Here is an 18,790-nt window from a genome sequence, read left to right as displayed (position 1 = left end):
GACTAGCTTTTTCTATATCGCAACATGAGCAAGAATATCGTGGTTATCGGCACCCAGTGGGGTGACGAAGGCAAGGGCAAAATCGTCGACTGGCTGGCCGAATCGGCCCAGGGCGTGGTTCGTTTTCAGGGGGGGCATAATGCAGGGCACACCCTCTGGATCAACGGCACCAAGACCATTTTGCGTCTTATTCCGTCGGGCATCATGCACCCGGGCGTTACCTGCTATATCGGTAACGGGGTAGTGCTTTCGCCCGAAGCCTTGCTGAAAGAAATCGTCGAGCTCGAACAAGCGGGTCTTGATGTTCGTTCGCGCCTGCAAATTTCGCCGGCATGCCCGCTCATTTTGCCGTATCACATTGCGGTCGATCAGGCCCGCGAACGTCGCAAGGGCGACGGCAAAATCGGTACCACGGGTCGCGGCATCGGTCCGGCCTACGAAGACAAGGTCGCCCGTCGCGCCATTCGCGTTCAAGACCTGTACAACCCTGCAGTGTTCGACGAGAAACTCGCCGAGGCGCTCGACTACCATAACTTTGTGCTCACCCAGTACCTGGGCGCCGAAGCGGTCTCTGCCGACGACGTCCGCGAACAGGCCATGTCGCTGGCCGGCCAGATCGAGCCCATGGTGGCCGACGTGTCCAACAACCTGCATCTGGCGCAAAAGGCTGGCCAAAGCCTGTTGTTTGAAGGCGCCCAAGGCGCATTGCTCGACATCGATCACGGCACGTATCCGTTTGTGACCAGCAGCAATTGTGTTGCAGGCGCTGCAGCAGCAGGCGCCGGCGTCGGCCCGCAAGCCTTGCAGTATGTGCTGGGCATTGCCAAGGCCTACACCACACGTGTGGGTTCCGGCCCGTTCCCCACCGAACTTCACGACGACACCGGTGCACATCTGGCTAAAGTCGGCAAAGAATTCGGTTCGGTCACCGGTCGTCCGCGTCGTTGCGGTTGGTTCGACGGCGCGGCCATGAAGCGTTCGGTCATGATCAACGGTATTTCGGGCCTGTGCATTACCAAGCTTGACGTGCTCGATGGCATTGAAACCATCCGCATCGGGGTGGGGTATCGCTACAAGGGCCAATTCCTTGATGCTTTGCCTTATGGTGCGCACGCTGCCGCCGAAGCCGAGCCCGTCCTTGAAGAAATGCCCGGCTGGACAGAGTCTACGGTAGGCATTACCGAATACGACAAACTGCCTGTCAATGCGCGCCGTTACCTCGAACGCATCGCTCAGGTTTGCGACGTCGGTATCGACATGGTGTCAACAGGCCCCGATCGCCTCGAAACCATCGTTTTGCGCCACCCCTTCAAAGGCTAAGGCCAAACTGCTCCAACTGTTTATGGTCGCGCCGCAGCTTTTCGTTGCGGCGCGATCGGTTTATTATTACGTTCTTTGTTCCAAGGACTCTTCATGAACTTGCCCCCAAGCACCGACCGCGACCTTTGGATTTCCTGGGATCAGTACCATTCACTCATCGATCGTCTGGCCCTGAACATCCACGAGTCTGGTTGGGAATTCGAAAAAATCATCTGTCTGGCCCGTGGTGGCATGCGGGTGGGCGATGTTCTGTCTCGTATTTTCGATGTGCCCTTGGGTATTCTGGCGACCAGTAGCTACCGCGAAGCCGCAGGCACGCAGCAAGGTTCACTCGATATCGCGCAGTTCATTACCATTACGCGTGGTACTCTTGATGGCAAAGTGTTGCTGGTAGACGACATGGTCGACACCGGCATGACGTTTATCCGTGTGGGCGAGCACCTGCGCCAGCAGTTCCCGGCGATTACCGAACTGCGCAGCGCCGTGCTGTGGTGGAAAGGCCACGCCCAGGCAACCCCCGATTACTTCGTCGAAAAGTTGCCTACCAACCCCTGGATTCACCAGCCCTTCGAAGACTACGACAGCCTGCGTCCGCACCAGCTTGAAGCCTGGGTACGAAAGGGTGTCAGAAACGTCTGATTCGTGCTAGAATCTTAGGCTAACCATACGGCTTTAATTAGTAGCAGCTTAAAATTACAGTTTTTTGGCTGATTTAGCCCACTTTATTTAACCTAACCAACCAGAAGGCTACCGAAATACATGCCTACCGTTCGTCTTAAAGAAAACGAGCCCTTTGAAGCCGCTTTGCGTCGCTTCAAGCGCACCATCGAAAAAAACGGTCTTTTGACCGAACTGCGTTCGCGCGAATTCTACGAAAAGCCTACAGCCGAGCGCAAGCGTAAGCACGCCGCCGCTGTCAAGCGCCACTACAAACGTATTCGCAGCCAGCAACTGCCTCCCCGTCTGTATTGATCCCCGAGTCTTTTGTACAAGACTTACTCGCCCGGGTTGATATAGTCGACGTTGTCGGGCGGTATGTGCAGTTGCGTAAAGGTGGGGCCAACTTGCTTGGCCTCTGTCCTTTTCACACCGAAAAATCCCCATCTTTCACCGTTAGTCCCACCAAGCAGTTTTATCATTGCTTCGGGTGTGGCGCACACGGTACAGCCATTTCCTTTCTTATCGAGCATACCGGGGCCAGTTTCCCCGAAGCCGTGCGTTCGCTGGCAGCAAACGTTGGCTTGGTCGTGCCCGAAGCCCCTCGCTCGCCACAGGCGCAAGCAGCGTCGCGTCGCCGAAAAGAAGAGGTCTCCCGGCATCAGCAGTTGCTCGACACAGCCCAGCAACATTACCTGAAGCTGCTTAAAGCAACGCCTGCGGCCACCGACTACCTGAAAAAGCGCGGTCTGACCGGCGAAATCGCCGCACGCTTTGGTTTGGGCTGGTCGGGTACCGATCGGCGTGGTCTGGCCCAGGTGTTTTCTCACTACGAAGACCCGTTGCTGGTCGAGGCGGGCCTGGTCATCGAAGCCGAAGACGGCCGTCGTTACGATCGCTTCCGTGAACGCATCATGTTCCCCATCCGCAATGCGCGGGGAAACCTCATCGGCTTTGGCGGGCGGGTAATCGGCAAGGGCGAACCCAAATACCTCAATTCACCCGACACCCCAATTTTTTCAAAGGGCCAAGAGCTCTACGGGTTGTGGGAAGGGCGTACAGGTATTCGGGCCGAAGGCTGTGTGCTGGTGGTCGAGGGGTATATGGACGTTGTCGGTCTGGCGCAGCTGGGGCTCGAAAATGCCGTGGCCACGCTGGGTACATCGACCACGCCCCAGCATGTACAAAAGCTGTTGCGTGCCAGCGATCGCATTATTTTCAGCTTTGACGGTGACAAGGCAGGGCGTCGGGCCGCATGGCGCGCATTGCAGAACTGTCTGCCGCTGCTGCGCGACGACGTCTCCATTCGGTTTTTGTTCTTGCCCGACGACCACGATCCGGACTCGTTTGTGCGCGCCAATGGCGCCGAAGCGTTTCGCGAGCTGATGGCGGGTGCGCCGGCGTTGTCCAGTTTCATGCTCGACGAGCTGGCGTCGCGTCATCACATGACCGAGCCCGAGGGCAGGGCCGCGTGTGTCCACGAGGCCAAGCCTTTGCTTGCGCAATTGCCGGTGGGTACTACCGTGCGTTTGCAGATCGAGCGCGAGTTTGCGCGTCGTGTGCAAATGACGCCTGAAGAACTGACGGCCTTGCTTGAGGCCTCGCGTCCCGAGGCTATCGACCCCGGTGTTCAACCTGAGGCTACGCCGTCAGGTGCCGCCAGGCAGGGGCACGACAATGATTTTGCCTCTGGTCCGGTGTCCGACGATGGCTGGGTGCCCGATTTCGAGCCCGCCGGTTATGGCGAGCCGCCGAGTTGGGCGTTTGATGACGCGTCGGCCTTCCCGGCAGGGCAGTCGGGTAGCGCACGGCAGGCCCAGGCGGGTAGTTCATCGCAACGCGCACATTCTGCAGGCGCAAAGCGCCAGCCCTATGGGCAGCAGGGGCGCTCGCCGCTCAAGCGCCAGCGGCCCGGCGTTGCCGGGGGAGGCAACCGCAGCGTTACCTCGATGGCCAAGCGTTTGTTGCGTTTATTGCTTGCGCACCCCGAGCTTGCCGATACGCTGGGCGACCAGCAACTTGAAACTTTGGCCCGTGGCCCTCATCTAAGTCTTGTAAGAGACCTGATTGCCCTGATCAGTACGACGGGTGCCCGGCACGCGGGAGCATTGCTCGAAGCTGCGGACCCCGATTCCGACCTGGCGGCGGTGTTGTCTGACTTGACCACCGATGTGTTGGGGCACGACGATTTGCCCGACCCGGTTGCCGAATGGAACGATGCCATGCACAAAGTCGAGCTTGACGTTATCAAGACCGAGCAGTTGCAACTGGTGGCGGCAGGTTTAAAAGACAATGCGGCGCGCGAGCGCTACCAGTTGTTGGCGCGCCGTTGGGCGCAGCTGACGCAGGCATGAAGTACAGAAAATTTACTGTGTAAAAAGACTTAACTGCTGTAAAATAAAAGGTTTTATATCGTCTTTATTGGTTTGATACAGACAAGGCAAATGGTGGGTGACTGCGGGGTGGCGGGCGTTTATTGCGCCGGCAAAGCACCAAAGCGGGCCCTTTAACCTAAACCCTTGCGGCCTTGCTTAAATGGCAGGCCAGGTTGTTGTCAGGCTGGTTGGCGGCTGGTGGCCCATTGCACCCTGTAACTCATGGCTGGTCAGGGCATTTAACTTACGGCACCGGCGCCCGCAACCTGCGGTCAGCAACGCTGCATTACGCCAATATAGACACTAGTTTGCCCTTGCATTACCTGCCGGCCTTTGCCCGCAGGTTTTTGCACTTACGGAAGCGACCATGACCAAAGCGACTGATACGACCCCTAAAGCGGCAGAGCTGGAAACTGTCGGCAAAACCAAAACGTTGGCGGCCACCAAAAGCGCAAGCAAAACAGCCGTAACGCCAGGGGCTGTCAAGAAGGCGGCCAAAAAGACCGCAGCCCGTAAAACGGCGGCCAAAACGGCAGACGTTGACACCGACGACGATTTCGAAGTCGCGGCCGAGCCCAAAAAGCGCAAGGCACGCACGCCCACCGGGCGTCGTCCCGGTCGTCCGGCCAAAGCGGCCAACAACGACAGCTCGCCGTTCGACGATGGCGACATCGACATCGAAGCCGAGGTCATCCCTGAACTCAAGCCTATTGCCAAGCGCGGTGGCAAGCGCGGCAAGGGCGACAAAGACGTTCCGGCACGCAGCCAGCTTACCCCCGAAGAACAAGAAGCCCGTCGCAATCGTCTCAAGGTGCTTATCAAGCTCGGTAAAGAGCGTGGCTACCTTACCTATGGCGAGATCAACGACCACTTGCCCGACGACCTGGTCGATGCCGAAGCGATTGACGGCATCATCAGCACGTTCAGCGACATGGGTATCTCGGTCTACGATCAGGCGCCCGACGCCGAATCGCTGCTGCTTAACGACAACGCACCGGTCGCCTCCAGCGACGACGATGTCGAAGACGAAGCTGAAGCCGCCCTGACGACGGTTGACTCCGACTTTGGCCGCACCACCGACCCGGTACGTATGTACATGCGCGAAATGGGTACGGTCGAGCTCCTGACGCGCGAAGGCGAAATCGAAATCGCCAAGCGTATCGAAGACGGGCTCAAGCACATGGTCATGGCCATTGCGGCATGTCCCACAACCGTCAACGAAATCCTGACCCACGTTCAGCGTGTGCGCGACGGCCAGGCTCAAATCGACGAGGTTGTCGACGGCCTTATCGATGAAGAGGGCGAAGAATACGCCGGCGCCGGTGTGTCGGTCGATTCCGACGAAGACGACGGCCCGGCCGGCGGCATGAGCAGCAAACAGCTCGAGCACCTGCGTACCAAGTCCATGAAGAAATTCGACGCGGTCTCGCAATGGTTCGAGAAAATGCGTCGTGCCTTCGAGTCCGAGGGCTACCACGCCGAGAGCTACAAAGAAGCGCAAGAAGCCATTCTGAGCGAACTGATGGGCATTCGCTTTACGGCGAAGATGGTCGAAAAACTGGCCGACACCCTGCGTGACCAGGTGGCGCAGGTGCGCAAGCTCGAACGCGAAATCCTGTCGATCTGTGTCGAGCGCGCCGGTATGCCGCGTGCCTATTTCATCAAGGTCTTCCCGGGCAACGAAACCAACCTCGAATGGGTGTTGGGCGAGGTTGCTGCCGGCCACGCCTACTCCGAAACGCTCGAGCGCCACGTGCCCGCGGTTCAGGAAACCCAGCAAAAGCTTATCGATTTGCAGGCCAGCGTCGTACTGCCGCTTAAAGACCTCAAAGACGTCAACAAGCGCATGGCCACGGGCGAAGCCAAGGCCCGCAAGGCCAAGCGCGAAATGACCGAAGCCAACTTGCGTCTGGTTATTTCAATCGCCAAGAAATACACCAACCGCGGCCTGCAGTTCCTCGACCTCATCCAGGAAGGCAATATCGGCCTGATGAAGGCCGTCGACAAGTTCGAATACCGTCGGGGCTACAAGTTCTCAACGTACGCCACCTGGTGGATCCGTCAGGCCATCACGCGTTCCATCGCCGATCAGGCCCGTACCATTCGTATCCCGGTTCACATGATTGAGACCATCAACAAAATGAACCGGATCAACCGCCAGATTCTTCAAGAAACCGGTGCCGAGCCCGATCCGGCAACGCTGGCGCAAAAAATGGACATGCCTGAAGACAAGGTACGCAAGATCCTGAAAATCGCCAAAGAGCCCATTTCCATGGAAACCCCCATCGGTGACGATGACGATTCTCATCTGGGCGATTTCATCGAAGATCTGGCCAATCTGTCACCGTCCGAATCGGCGTTGCAGGGCTCGATGCGCGATGTGGTCAAAGAAGTTCTCGACTCCCTGACACCGCGCGAAGCCAAGGTGCTGCGCATGCGTTTTGGTATCGAGATGAGCACCGATCAAACGCTTGAAGAAGTCGGCAAGCAGTTCGACGTCACGCGCGAGCGTATTCGTCAGATCGAGGCCAAGGCGTTGCGCAAATTGCGTCACCCCAGCCGTGCCGACAAGCTTAAAAGCTTCCTCGAAAGCCAGTAAGGTCTGTCAGTAAGGCCAGGCAAGGCAGTGTCCTTGGCTCTGGTCTTTTGGCAGCCTTCTGTCTGCAGAGCCCCTAGGGCACTGCAGACGCTTGATAAACCCCGCTGTGTTTTGCAGCGGGGTTTATTTTTGTCCTTTAGACATTTTTTTGTGGGCGCCCCGTCAAATGAAATACACCCTGAAAGTCGGGTATTTACCCAGCCTTTGGGATGTTTTTCACGCGTCGGCGCAAAAGCGCCCGGATCAGGCCGGCGGGCGTTTCTCACTCAGGGCGCGTTCGGGCACGCGCAAACACAGCACCACCGATATCGCGGCAATCAGGGCGCTGATCAGAAAGGTGTGGCGAAAGGCCTTTTCACCCGAGCTCATTAATACGGCGCGTGCGGCGTCGCTTACCGGGGGGAGTTGCCCTTCAATCATTTGTCGTATGGTTTCCGCGCTCGAGAGTTCGGTCAGGGTAGCGGGCATATAGGACTGAAGCAGAGCGAACAAGGCGGCGGTCAGTATGGCGATTCCCACCGCCGCGCCCACCGAGCGGCTGAATGACGCCAGACCCGTTGTGACGCCGATATGGCGCTGTGCGACGGCGTTTTGCGCGGCGACCGTTGAAGTGGGCAGTTGCAGGCCGATGCCGATGCCGGCCAGCGTGGTGAACAGAATGACCCAGCCTGTTGCTGCCGGGTCGGTGTAGGCGGTCAGGGCCATGCTGACGGGTACCATCGAGGCGCCGACAAGCTGGATATTGCGGTATTGCCCTAACCGGGCCATCAGGGTGCCGCCAATATAGGCCCCCGCCGGAATCGCGACCGACAAGGGCACAAGCTGCAGAGCGGCACGATCTGCCCCTGCGGCGGTGAGCATTTGCAAACGCAGCGGGATCAGGATGGTCAGGGCAATGAGCTCGATGAACGCAATAAACAGCAAGACGCATGACGCCGCGACGATGGGGTTGGCCAACAGCACAAGCGGGATAATCGGCTCGGCAGCGCGTTTTTCTTGCCAGACAAAGGCCGCCATGAACAAGACCGCCATTGCGGCCAGTGCCATGTTGTAGCCGTCGAGTATGGCGGTGCCATGGCCGACCCGACTGATGGCGATCAGCAGTGTGGTCAAACCGGCTGTCAGTAATAGTGCACCGCCGACATCGACAGAGCGCTTGATGCTGGGACGCGACAAGCGCACCAGGGTGCGTTGTGAAATCAGGTAGGCCGCCAGGCCAATCGGCAGGTTGACCCAGAAGATCCAGTGCCACGACAGGTACTCGGTGAGCAGTCCGCCGGCAACAGGCCCGGCTACACTGGCAATGGCAAAGCTGACGCTGATGTAGCCCTGATACCGGCCGCGTTCGCGCGGCGAGACGATGTCGGCAATGATGGCTTGCGAGACCGACAGCAGGCCGCCGCCGCCGATGCCCTGCAGTATGCGGGCGCCCACCATCATCGGCATGGAGCTGGCCATGGCACACAGAACCGATGCGCCCAGGAAGATAATGATGGCGCTGGAAAGCATGGCCCGCCGGCCGTACAGGTCGCCCAGCTTTCCATAGATAGGGGTAGAAACAGCGACGGCGATCAGGTAGGCCGAGATGACCCATGCCAGCCACTGAACACCTTGCAAGTCGGCCGCCATGCGGGGTAGGGCGACGGCGACAATGGTTTGCTCCAGGCCCCCCAAAATGATGGCGACCATAAGGCCAGCCACGACTTTACGTATTTCGCGGTCGGTCAGTGTTGTGGGTTTACCTGTGGCAGGTGGTGAGCTGGGTGTTACAGACATGTCTAGGGTTTCCCCCGGTAGAGTTGATCAGGCAACTCGGATAATATCATCTCACAATTCCATAATTAAATTGCCGTTTCACTTATGAAACAAGCTGATCTATCAACAAGATTTTGTCAGCGGTCTTGAATTTATCCACCCACGGGAGCAATGAATGAACATGAAAATTTCACGCCGGTCTTTGATCAAGTAGGCTGGGTCCGACAGGCGTATCTGGGACTTTGATCGTTACCGGTTTTAAGGGGTGAGGCTGCCGGGCGCAGAGACAATGCGTGCGCTTGGCAGTTTCTTTTTTAAGACCCGGGCGATGGCTTGGCTTGTTGGCGCGAGCGTAGCGGGTTCAGCAGGGGTTTGAGCCCGTTGTGGTCCATTTCTTGCAGCAAGGCCAGCAACCGTCCGATTTCGCCGGGCGGGAAACCGGCGCGGGCAAACCAGTTCAGGTAGTGGCCGGGCAGGTCGGCCAGTATCCGCCCCTTGTACTTGCCAAAGGGCATCGTCCAGCTCACCAGCTTTTCAAGGTCTTCCGGGCTCATGGCTACGCGGGTTGGCCTGCTGCGGCGTGTGTTGTTTCATTTAGGGCCGTCATGATCTCTGCGATCTGCTGATAGGAACGAAGCCGGCGTTCGTGATCGTAGACATCTGACACAATCATCAGCTCGTTGGCTTTTGTTTGTGCCAGCAATGTCTTGATGCCCTCGCGGACGGTATCGGGCGAACCGATAATCGAGCAGGCCAGCATGCGCTGTGCCTGCCGCTTTTCTTCGATGCTCCAGTACGTGTCGATGTCGTCGATGGGCGGTTTGCTAAGCCCGCGATCGCCGCGCAACAGGTGGGTAATCGACATTTGCTGGGTCGTGGCCAGGCGCTGGGCCTCGTGGTCGGTGTCGGCCACAATAATATTGACGCCCACTGTAGCGTAGGGTGTTTTTTGTTGTTCAGACGGCGTGAAACGGGAGCGGTAGGTTTCGAGGGCCGTGTACAGGTAGTCGGGGGCAAAGTGCGAGGCAAACGCATAAGGCAGGCCGAACTGGCCGGCCAGTGCTGCGCCATACGTGCTGGAGCCCAGAATGTAAAGCGGGACATTGCTGTCGGCGCCCGGAATGGCGCGGATGCGCTGGCCTGGTTCGATTGGCCCCAGCAGTGCTTGCAATTCAAGGACGTCTTGCGGGAAGCTGTCGGCGCTGCCAGGGTGACGGCGCAAGGCGCGTAAAGTTAACTGGTCGGTACCCGGTGCGCGGCCCAGACCCAGGTCGATACGCCCCGGGTAAAGGGCGTCGAGCGTGCCGAACTGCTCGGCAATGACCAGCGGTGAATGATTGGGCAGCATGATGCCGCCCGCTCCGACACGAATACGCGATGTGCCTGCAGCAACATGGCAAATGGCCACAGACGTGGCGGCGCTGGCGATGCCGGGCATGTTGTGGTGTTCGGCCATCCAGAACCGAGTGTAGCCCCAGTTCTCGGCATGGGCGGCCAGGTCGCGGGCGTTGTCCAGCGATATTTTTGCATTGCCGTTTTCGCGGATGCGAACCAGGTCAAGTATTGAATATGCGGTCATGCGTGGGTACCTTAGTAAATGGGCCGAAACAATGTCGGGTTTGCGATGCGTGTGGGGTGGCAGCGTATTGGCTCCCCGGTTTTATTGGCGGCGCTGTTCGCGTCGGTGTTCCCAGGGCGCGGTGGGGGCGTTGTCGTTCCAGAGCCCGGCACGGGCACTTTGGGCGCGCTCTTGAACCGAAAGCAGCGTTTTGTCGCGCACATATTGGGCATAGACCCACGCGGCGCCTTCGGCCACCATGGTTGTGGCAACATCTTTACCTGCGCAGCGGGCATCGGCCAGCAGACGGTCGTACTGGTCGGTGCCCGTTACAACCAGTTCGACAGGCTCGCCCCGGCGACACAAATTGCGCAGTACGTCGCGCGATGCAATCCCGTGCTTCTGGTCAAGCTCAGGGGCATCGATTTGGTGCAACCTGACCTTGAGACTGTCTTTTTGGCCGGGGCAACTGGCCCGCAGGCTGTCGCCATCGTGAACGCTGCTGATGGTGCAGACTAGCGTATCGGGCGTTGCGGTCGAACCCGCGGAACCGTTTTGCGAGTAGGCAAACCATGCGGCTGCCACCGCAGCAATAACAGCGCCAAGACGGGCCGGAGCGCCCGTTATCTTGCCCTGTTTTTTGTGTCGCTTCCCGGAGAACATGACAATGTCTGAATCTGAATCTAAACCTCTAGTGTAACGGTTGTCTGCTGAGTAGCCGGCACTGGGCGGTTGTTACGTGGCATTATCGTTGCTTCCCGGTAATTTGATCGCGGCTGAGAGCGGCCGTGAACGTGCAGGTGTTTTATGTCAGACAATATTTCGGTGTGCTGGTTCCGAACGGACCTTCGCGTGGCTGATCATGCCGCGTTGACTGCGTCGATGTCGGTCGGGCCGACAGTGGGTGTTTATGTGGTTTCGCCGTCGCAATGGGCCAAACACGACGATGCGCCCGTGAAGGTGGATTTTTGGCGCCGTGCGCTAAAGGCCTTGCATGCCGATCTCGCAGACCTGAACGTTCTGCTGGTGGGACTATGTGTTCAAGAATGGGCTGATGTCCCGCAGGCGATGCTCGAGTTCTGCCAAAAAATACAGGCGAGCCATGTATTTTGCAATCGCGAGTCTGGTGTTAATGAACGTCAGCGCGATCGGGCAACCTATCGTCTTTTGCAGGCGCATGGCATTGTCATGGAGGGCTTTGATGATGCCACTTTGCTTAAACCGGGTACGGTGCTGACGGGCGCCGGCGTGCCTTATCGCGTGTTTACACCGTTTGCCAAGGCATGTCGCGAACGGTTGCGAACCGCCATGCCGGTTGTTTTGCCTGCGCCCCGACGTCAACCGATGGCCCCTGCGTCCATCTTGAGCCTGGAGACCCCCGAAACGTTGATCGACCGTGCGGGTTACGGTGACTTGAACACCCAAATGCGTGATCGTCTGGCGACACTGTGGCCGGCTTCTGTCGATGCAGCGCACGAGCGCCTGGCGCAGTTCATTGAATCTGGCCTGTCGGCCTACCACGATCAGCGGGATTATCCGGCCATCGAGGGGGCCAGCAAGTTGTCGCCCTATCTGGCCGCCGGGCTGTTGTCTCCCCGAACCTGTTTCGTGGCGGCGGCCCGTGCCAACCAGGGCGAGCTCGACTCGGGCGCCCGGGGGGCCTTGACCTGGATGAACGAATTGCTTTGGCGTGAGTTTTACCGGCACCTGATGCAGGCCTATCCGCAATTGTCGATGTGCAAGCCGATGCGCCCGGAAACCGAAAAAGTCGCCTGGCGCCAGGCGCCCGATGAGTTCGAGCGCTGGGCGCAAGGCCGCACCGGTGTGCCTGTTATCGACGCAGCGATGCGTCAGCTGTTGGCGACCGGCTGGATGCACAATCGCTTGCGCATGATCGTCGCCATGTTTCTGACCAAGAACTTGCTGATTGACTGGCGTCAGGGTGAAGCCTTTTTTATGCGCCACCTGATCGACGGTGACTTTCCCTCGAACAATGGCGGGTGGCAATGGAGTGCCTCGACGGGTGCCGATGCCGCGCCTTACTTCAGGGTGTTCAATCCGCTCAGCCAGTCCGAGAAATTCGACCCTGACGGCCGGTTCATCAGGCATTGGTTGCCCGAACTCGCCGACCTGCCTGCACGCGAAATCCACGACCCGTCGCCGGTGGCCCGTCGCGCGAGAGGCTACCCCGACATGATGGTTGACCTCAAGGCCACGCGTTTGCGTGCCATCGACGCCTTCAAAGTCTAGGTTCACCGGGCCCGATTGCACGCCGTGTAATAGAATCCGCTTATATCTCTACTTATAAGCAGGGTCTTTAATGCCGTTGAACCGTTTGGCCGACCACGTGCCCGGTGTCTTGTATCAGTTCATCATGTATCCCGACGGGCGTATGGCGTTTCCTTATGCCAGCGGGGGGATGCGTGACATTTACGGTGTTAGCCCTGAAGAAGTGGTGGCCGATGCAAGTAAAGTGCTGGCGCTGCTGCACCCTGACGATTTACCGCGGGTTCGCGAAAGCATCCTGGCGTCGGCACGCACGCTTGAACTATGGCGGGCCGAGTATCGTGTTTGTTGCCCAGGGCAGCCTGTGCGTTGGGTCAGTGGCGAATCCACCCCGCAGCGACTCGACGATGGCACAACGCTTTGGCACGGTTATATTTTCGACATTACAGCCCGAAAGCAACAAGAGACTGAACTGGCCGAAATGCAGACCAGTTTTCGTCTGACCATGGAGGCCTCGAACACGGGGCTTTGGCGCTGGGACCTTCAAACCAACGAGGTCAGCTGGTCTGACGAGGCCTATAGTCAGCTGGGATACGCGCCGCAGTCGTTTTCCATGACGCTCGAGGTGTTCAGGTCGCTCATGCATCCCGATGACGCGCCGGAGGCCTTTTCGCGGGTGGGGCCGCTAAAGCATGTCAATCACAGCTTTCAGGCGGGGTTTCGGCTGAAGAATGCAGCGGGAGACTGGACCTGGCTTGAGTCGCGCGGCAAGGTGACTGCTTACGACGACGAACAGCGGCCCTTGGTGATGATGGGCACGCATGTGCCGATAGACAGTACGATCGAAGCACAGCACGCGGTCGAGCAGGCCAGGCAAGAGGCCGAGATGGCGAATCAGGCGAAATCGTTATTCCTGGCGCACCTCAGTCACGAAATCCGCACGCCGTTGTCGGGGTTGATCGGTTTAAGCCAGATGGGCCTTCAGGCCACCGAGGTCACCGCGCTTCACCAGACACTGCGCCAGATCAACCAGTCGGCCCGGCACTTGTTGACCTTGCTTAACAACGTGCTCGACATGTCAAAAATAGACGCCCAAAAACTGGACATCGCGTCGCGTCCGTTTTCGCCGTCCAATGTCGTCAATGCGGTCGTGGGCTTGTTCAAGCCCCTGGCCGACGACAAAGGCCTGACCCTGAAGGCGTTTGCCGATGAGGTCGCCCTGAATGTCTACGAGGGCGATGATTTGCGCCTGCGTCAGGTGTTGCAGAACTTGTTGAGCAATGCGTTGAAGTTCACGGCGCATGGAGGCGTTGAACTTCACGTTGATATCGAACGCCGGCAGGGCGATACCGAGTGGCTGAAGTTTTCGGTGTCAGACACGGGAATAGGTGTTGCCGGCGATCAGCACGATCGTTTGTTCAAGGCATTCATTCAGGCTGACAGTACCATCAGCCGGGACTATGGCGGTTCGGGGCTTGGGTTGGCTATTTCCCAGCGTCTGGTGCGGGCCATGGGCGGCGACAACATCCATGTCGACAGTCGTCCGGGGGAGGGGGCTACCTTCAGTTTTGTGTTGCCGTTCCGGCGTGGTCAGCTACCGTTGCCAGAGCCGGTCGACACGGCGTTGGCCCCGGTGCAAGCGCCTGTACTGTCGGGGCGGGTATTGCTGATTGAAGATGATCCGATCAGCCAGGAGATTGAGTCGGCTCAGCTGGCCCAGTTTGGGTTGTCTGTTGTGTGTGCCGCCAGCGGGCCCGAGGCCTTGACGTTGATCGATACCCAGGTCTTCGATGCCGTGATTCTGGACATCGGTTTACCGCATATCGATGGTTTTGCTGTTGCGCGCAGTATGCGGGCGCGCGGCCTGAGTGTGCCGGTGATTGCGCTGACGGCGGCCTCGATGCAAAGTGATCGCGCCCGCAGTGTGACAGCGGGTTTTGATGCGTATCTGGTCAAGCCGGTTGAGCCGGCCGATTTGCATGACACGCTGGCTCGCTGGTTGGGTCATGGGGCCGTTGGTCCGGCCCGTTCAAGCGAGCCGGCAGCCGCATCGTTGCTGCGCGATGACTGCACCGATTACCTTCATGCGCAGACGGCCATCAGCCGCCTGATGGGAAACGCGACGCTTTACCGAAAGTTGCTTGCCCAGTTTCTGGCCCAGCTCGATCGACATTATGGGCGGCTGGCCGCAACCTTGCGCGGGCTGGATGCCAAAAGCACCGCGGCAGAGTTTGTTGTTGCGCAAAGCCTTGTGCATAGCCTGAAGGGGGTGGCGGGTAACCTTGCCCTTGAAGAGCTGGCTGCACTGGCCGGTGATATTGACCGGCACCTGAAACAGCGCAAAGTACCCGCCCCGACGCTGATCGATACCTTTGAAACCTTGCGGTTGCAGTTGTCGGACCAGATAACGACTTACCTTGCAGACCCGGATAAACCTGCAGACGGGCGTTCGCTCAATGCCGGACCGATAGATACCCGGCCGCTCGCCGCCAGGTTACAGGCTTTGTCGGTCGCGATAGCGTCCAGCCAGTTCATCAGTGAGGAAACGCTGGTCGACATTGCTGCGTGTTTGCCGACGTCGTTGCGGCAGACGTTCTGGCCGCCACTTGAGTCTGCACTTGATGGTCTGGATTTTGATGCCGCGGCCGAGGCGTTGGCGGCCCTGCGTAGTGAGCTGGAGGCGGGGTAGCGCGATGCTGGCATTACCCGTCAAGTCCTCGCTGGTACGGCGGCTGACACTGGCCATGTTGTGGGTCATTGGTGTCGCTGCGCTGGGTGCTTTGCTGCTGGTCGGCTATTTTGTTTATCAAGACAACCGCGCGCAGTTGCTGGCTCACGAAGAGTCGACAACCGACCTTGTGGCAGAACGTATTGACCAGGGGCTGGCCGATCGCCGGGAGGCGTTGGTTGTTTTTGCGCAGCTGCTGCACAACGGCAATGCGCTGCGCGACGTTGCCGAATTGCGCGTCGCGCTCGACAGTCGGGTCATGTTGCGTTCGGCGTTCAATAACGGGCTGGTGGTTACCGACGCGAATGGGGTGGTGCTGATCGACTCCCCCACATTGCCCGGTCGCGTCGGCCGTGACCTGTCCGGTCGTGATCATTTTCAGCGTGTGTTGCGCGACAAGGTGCCGGTGGTTTCGCCGCCGGTCATCGGTGGCGCGACCCCCGAGCCGGTATTTGTGATTGCTGTTCCCATTCTGTCGGGCGACGGCCGCCTGCTGGGTATGGTGTTTGGCGTTACCCGGCTGACTCGCGACAACCTGCTGACCCAGGTATCAACCAAGCAACTGAACCATGGCGGCCAATTGTTTGTGCTCGATCTTGAGCGCAAGGTGGTTGTGGCCTCAACCCTGTCCGAACTGGCACTACAGCCCCTCGATGCCCTGCACGAAAACGGGCTGGTGTCGCAGATAAAAGCAGGGCATTTGCAGGGGGTGGCCCGGTCTGCATTGGGCGAGCAGGTTATTTATTCGGCGCGTCCGCTGAAAATGATGGACTGGTTGGTCGTACATACCTTGCCTGCCGATCTTGCCCTGGCGCCGGTACATGCTTTATTACTGAAGCTGGCGTTGCTGACAGGTCTCCTGGCGATTGGGGCGGGCGTTTGCGTGGCCGTGTATATCCGCCGCCAGCTTCGACCGCTTGAGGTCGCGGCAACCGACGTACAAGCCATGATCGAGGGGACGCGCGAGTCAACGATGCTTGAGGTCGTCAAACCCGACGAGGTGGGTCAGCTGGTGCACGCATTCAACCGTTTGATGGGCCATCAGGCGCATCAGAACCTTGAATTGCGCGACGCGAAGGCGCAAGCCGATGCCGCGAACCATGCCAAATCGGCCTTTTTGGCTAACATGAGCCATGAATTGCGTACGCCCCTGAATGCCATCATCGGTATGGCCGATCTGCAATTGGGCGAGTCGCAGTCGGCATTGCAGCATCGGCGTACCGAACAGGTTCGGCAGGCGGCAAGGGCATTGCTGCTGATGGTCGACGACATTCTGGACTACTCGCGGCTGGACAGCCGTGATCTACAGATTACGCTGCAGCCGTTTCAGGTCGATGATGTTTTCGAGCAACTGGCTGCCATGTTTGCGCGCCCGGCATCCGACAAACGCCTTGAATTGGTGCTTCGTGTCGACCCAGCGATACCTGCCGGTCTGATGGGCGATCCGTTGCGGCTGGCCCAGGTGTTGATGAAGCTGGTGGGCAACGCCGTGAAGTTTACCGAGCAGGGCCATGTCGCCGCCAGCGTCAGACTGATTCGGCTTGAAGGCAAACAGGCCTGGCTTCGGTTCGACGTCTCGGATAGCGGCCCGGGTATCGAGACTGACCAGTTGCCTTATTTGTTTGAGCCCTTTTCCCAACTGGATTCGTCCAACACGCGGCGCCATAGCGGGGCAGGGTTGGGGTTGCCGCTCAGTCAGGCTTTGGTGCAACTGATGGGGGGTGGCGGTATCAATGCGCGGAGCCGCTTTAACGAAGGCACGCAATTCAGTTTCGATCTGACTTTTTCACTTGAGTCGGCAACACAGGGTATCTCCGATCAACCACTTTGCAGGTCGGCGCCGTGCCGTGTTCTGGTGGTTGAAGACGATGCGCTTGCGCGAGAGGCATTGACAGAGTTGTTGTTGGCCTGGGAGGCTGTTGTCGATACGGCCGAAAGTGGTGATCAGGCGCTTGACCTGGTTTCGGCCCGGCTTGAGGCCGACCTTACCTACGACATCGTGGTTGTCGACTGGTCATTGACACCGCTGACAGGCCTGAACACTTTGCGTCGCTTGCGTCATTTGTTCCGCGCCAGCAACAAGGCCGAGCCCTGGCTGGTGCTTGCGGGTACCGAAGCCCTGGCCCAGGCCAGCATGCTGCCGGAGGATGATTTCCCCGTATTGCCCAAACCGGTTTTGCGCACGCGGCTGCGCGATATGTTCGAGCAATTGCGTCGGTCTGCGCACGACGAAACGCCCGCAATTGTTGCCAACCGGTTTGCCGGACAGCGGGTGTTGGTTGTAGACGATAACGAGATTAACCTTGAAGTGGCGTTATCGCAGCTGGCGCGGCTGGGGCTGCACGCAGTTTCGGCGGCCAACGGCGTCGAAGCTGTTGAATGTTTTAAAGAAGGTCAGTTTGATGTGGTCCTTATGGATATCCAGATGCCGGTAATGGATGGCTACGAGGCGGCGCGACAGATCAGAAGTCTTGATGCCGCTGTGCCCATTATTGCCATGACGGCAGCCGGGCTGGTAGAAGACCTTGACCGGGCCCTGGCGGCAGGCATGGACGCCCATTTGGGCAAGCCGTTCGATGTCCAGACCCTGAGCGAGGTGCTGGCGGCGTGGCTCGAGGCCACGCCCGAACGGCCTGCCGAGCATGCCGTCATGAGTGCACCCGGCGACGAGCGCAAGACCTTGCTGATTGTCGATGATGTTCCTGCCAATGTAAAAATGCTCGCCAACTATTTGAAAGATGACTACGTCATTCAGGTTGCGGGTAAGGGTGAGAAGGCGCTGGCCATTGCGCAGGGCGACCACCCGCCCGATTTGATCCTGCTGGACATCATGATGCCGGGTATGGACGGTTACGCGGTGTGTCGTGCCCTGAAGAATAATCCGGCGACCCAGTCGATTCCGATCATCTTTGTCAGCGCCCTGACCGAGGCCGTCGAGGAAGAGCAAGGGCTCAATTTGGGGGCTGTCGACTACATTACCAAGCCGTTTCATCTGCCTATTGTGCGGGCGCGTATCCGCAATCAGGTGCGGCTCAAGGCCAAGGCTGACATGCTCGAGGAAATGTCGCATATCGACGGGCTTACCCAAATTGCCAACCGCCGCAGCTTTGACCTGACTTTGGCCCGCGAAGCCAGCCGGCTAAGTCGTAATGGCTTGCCCATGGCCCTTCTGATGATCGATATTGATTACTTCAAGCCTTACAACGACAACTATGGTCACGGCCGCGGCGATGAGTGCCTGATCAAGGTGGCGGCCGCGCTGCGCAAGGCCGTGAGCCGCCCAGGCGATTTGTTGGCGCGTTATGGGGGAGAAGAATTTGCGGCCATTTTGCCGGAAACCGATCTTGGTCAGGCCCGCGCCGTGGCCCAGCGTTTATGCGATGCCCTACGCCAGTTGGCTTTGCCGCACGAATTCTCGCCGGTTGCACCACATGTCAGTATTAGCGTAGGTTGCACTGCCATGGTGTTGCAAGACCCTGCCGACGCGGCAGCGTTGTTTCAGCAGGCCGACCTGGCGCTTTACGAGGCCAAGCGGCAGGGCCGCAACCGTATCGTTGCGATGTAGGGGCCGC

Annotated in this window: 12 protein-coding genes; 8 read left to right on the top strand and 4 right to left on the bottom strand. The window is 58.9% G+C overall.

From position 1 onward, the window contains the following. The first annotated feature begins 24 nt into the window (after positions 1 to 24). The 5 genes from GTU67_RS10170 to rpoD all read left to right on the top strand — a co-directional run bounded on the left by GTU67_RS10170 (position 25) and on the right by rpoD (position 6,951). Complete coding sequence (locus GTU67_RS10170; protein ID WP_185779962.1) at positions 25 to 1,320, top strand: adenylosuccinate synthase; 1,296 nt, start codon at positions 25 to 27, stop codon at positions 1,318 to 1,320. A gap of 93 nt (positions 1,321 to 1,413) precedes the next feature. Further along, positions 1,414 to 1,959: a phosphoribosyltransferase gene (locus GTU67_RS10165; RefSeq protein ID WP_185779961.1), complete on the top strand. Its 546-nt coding sequence runs from the start codon at positions 1,414 to 1,416 to the stop codon at positions 1,957 to 1,959. A 120-nt stretch (positions 1,960 to 2,079) separates the two neighbouring features. After that, entirely contained in the window at positions 2,080 to 2,292 is a 213-nt protein-coding gene (gene rpsU / locus GTU67_RS10160) for a 30S ribosomal protein S21 (RefSeq protein ID WP_093971288.1), read from the top strand. Then, positions 2,289 to 4,331, top strand: coding sequence for a DNA primase (gene dnaG / locus GTU67_RS10155; RefSeq protein ID WP_185779960.1), 2,043 nt, complete (start codon positions 2,289 to 2,291; stop codon positions 4,329 to 4,331). The genes rpsU and dnaG overlap by 4 nt, the downstream gene beginning before the upstream one ends. A 388-nt stretch (positions 4,332 to 4,719) precedes the next feature. Beyond that, positions 4,720 to 6,951 carry an RNA polymerase sigma factor RpoD gene (gene rpoD / locus GTU67_RS10150; protein WP_185779959.1) on the top strand — a complete coding sequence of 744 codons (2,232 nt, stop codon included), beginning with the start codon at positions 4,720 to 4,722 and terminating at the stop codon, positions 6,949 to 6,951. A gap of 243 nt (positions 6,952 to 7,194) precedes the next feature. Here the strand turns inward: rpoD and GTU67_RS10145 are convergent, their stop codons facing one another. The 4 genes from GTU67_RS10145 to GTU67_RS10130 form a co-directional block, all read right to left on the bottom strand. Further along, complete coding sequence (locus GTU67_RS10145) at positions 7,195 to 8,727, bottom strand: MDR family MFS transporter (RefSeq protein WP_185779958.1); 1,533 nt, start codon at positions 8,725 to 8,727, stop codon at positions 7,195 to 7,197. Positions 8,728 to 9,020: 293 nt separating this feature from the next. Then, positions 9,021 to 9,260, bottom strand: coding sequence for a DUF3820 family protein (locus GTU67_RS10140; RefSeq protein WP_093971280.1), 240 nt, complete (start codon positions 9,258 to 9,260; stop codon positions 9,021 to 9,023). Positions 9,261 to 9,262: 2 nt separating this feature from the next. Further along, entirely contained in the window at positions 9,263 to 10,285 is a 1,023-nt protein-coding gene (locus GTU67_RS10135) for an LLM class flavin-dependent oxidoreductase (RefSeq protein ID WP_185779957.1), read from the bottom strand. A gap of 81 nt (positions 10,286 to 10,366) precedes the next feature. Next, the gene (locus tag GTU67_RS10130; protein WP_185779956.1) at positions 10,367 to 10,927 is read right to left on the bottom strand and encodes a thermonuclease family protein; all 561 of its coding nucleotides are present in this window, start codon (positions 10,925 to 10,927) and stop codon (positions 10,367 to 10,369) included. Positions 10,928 to 11,071: 144 nt separating this feature from the next. Here GTU67_RS10130 and phrB point away from each other — a divergent pair, with 144 nt between their 5' ends. The 3 genes from phrB to GTU67_RS10115 all read left to right on the top strand — a co-directional run bounded on the left by phrB (position 11,072) and on the right by GTU67_RS10115 (position 18,783). Then, positions 11,072 to 12,514, top strand: coding sequence for a deoxyribodipyrimidine photo-lyase (gene phrB / locus GTU67_RS10125; RefSeq protein ID WP_185779955.1), 1,443 nt, complete (start codon positions 11,072 to 11,074; stop codon positions 12,512 to 12,514). Between the two features lie 70 nt (positions 12,515 to 12,584). Beyond that, entirely contained in the window at positions 12,585 to 15,179 is a 2,595-nt protein-coding gene (locus GTU67_RS10120; RefSeq protein ID WP_185779954.1) for a PAS domain-containing hybrid sensor histidine kinase/response regulator, read from the top strand. 4 nt (positions 15,180 to 15,183) lie between these two features. Then, positions 15,184 to 18,783: a response regulator gene (locus GTU67_RS10115; RefSeq protein ID WP_185779953.1), complete on the top strand. Its 3,600-nt coding sequence runs from the start codon at positions 15,184 to 15,186 to the stop codon at positions 18,781 to 18,783. Positions 18,784 to 18,790: the final 7 nt, after the last annotated feature.

The sequence above is a fragment of the Pusillimonas minor genome, assembly GCF_014237865.1.
GTDB classification, from domain to species: domain Bacteria; phylum Pseudomonadota; class Gammaproteobacteria; order Burkholderiales; family Burkholderiaceae_B; genus Neopusillimonas; species Neopusillimonas minor.
The sequence above is the reverse complement of the archived record's forward strand: the minus strand, read 5'-3'. Positions and strand labels throughout refer to the sequence as shown.

Coding starts and splice junctions, on each gene's coding strand:
- GTU67_RS10135 (WP_185779957.1), bottom strand. CDS start 10,285: ATGACCGCATATTCAATACTTGACCTGGTTCGCATCCGCGAAAACGGC.
- GTU67_RS10120 (WP_185779954.1), top strand. CDS start 12,585: ATGCCGTTGAACCGTTTGGCCGACCACGTGCCCGGTGTCTTGTATCAG.
- GTU67_RS10130 (WP_185779956.1), bottom strand. CDS start 10,927: ATGTTCTCCGGGAAGCGACACAAAAAACAGGGCAAGATAACGGGCGCT.
- phrB (WP_185779955.1), top strand. CDS start 11,072: ATGTCAGACAATATTTCGGTGTGCTGGTTCCGAACGGACCTTCGCGTG.
- rpsU (WP_093971288.1), top strand. CDS start 2,080: ATGCCTACCGTTCGTCTTAAAGAAAACGAGCCCTTTGAAGCCGCTTTG.
- rpoD (WP_185779959.1), top strand. CDS start 4,720: ATGACCAAAGCGACTGATACGACCCCTAAAGCGGCAGAGCTGGAAACT.
- GTU67_RS10115 (WP_185779953.1), top strand. CDS start 15,184: ATGCTGGCATTACCCGTCAAGTCCTCGCTGGTACGGCGGCTGACACTG.
- GTU67_RS10170 (WP_185779962.1), top strand. CDS start 25: ATGAGCAAGAATATCGTGGTTATCGGCACCCAGTGGGGTGACGAAGGC.
- GTU67_RS10145 (WP_185779958.1), bottom strand. CDS start 8,727: ATGTCTGTAACACCCAGCTCACCACCTGCCACAGGTAAACCCACAACA.
- GTU67_RS10165 (WP_185779961.1), top strand. CDS start 1,414: ATGAACTTGCCCCCAAGCACCGACCGCGACCTTTGGATTTCCTGGGAT.
- GTU67_RS10140 (WP_093971280.1), bottom strand. CDS start 9,260: ATGAGCCCGGAAGACCTTGAAAAGCTGGTGAGCTGGACGATGCCCTTT.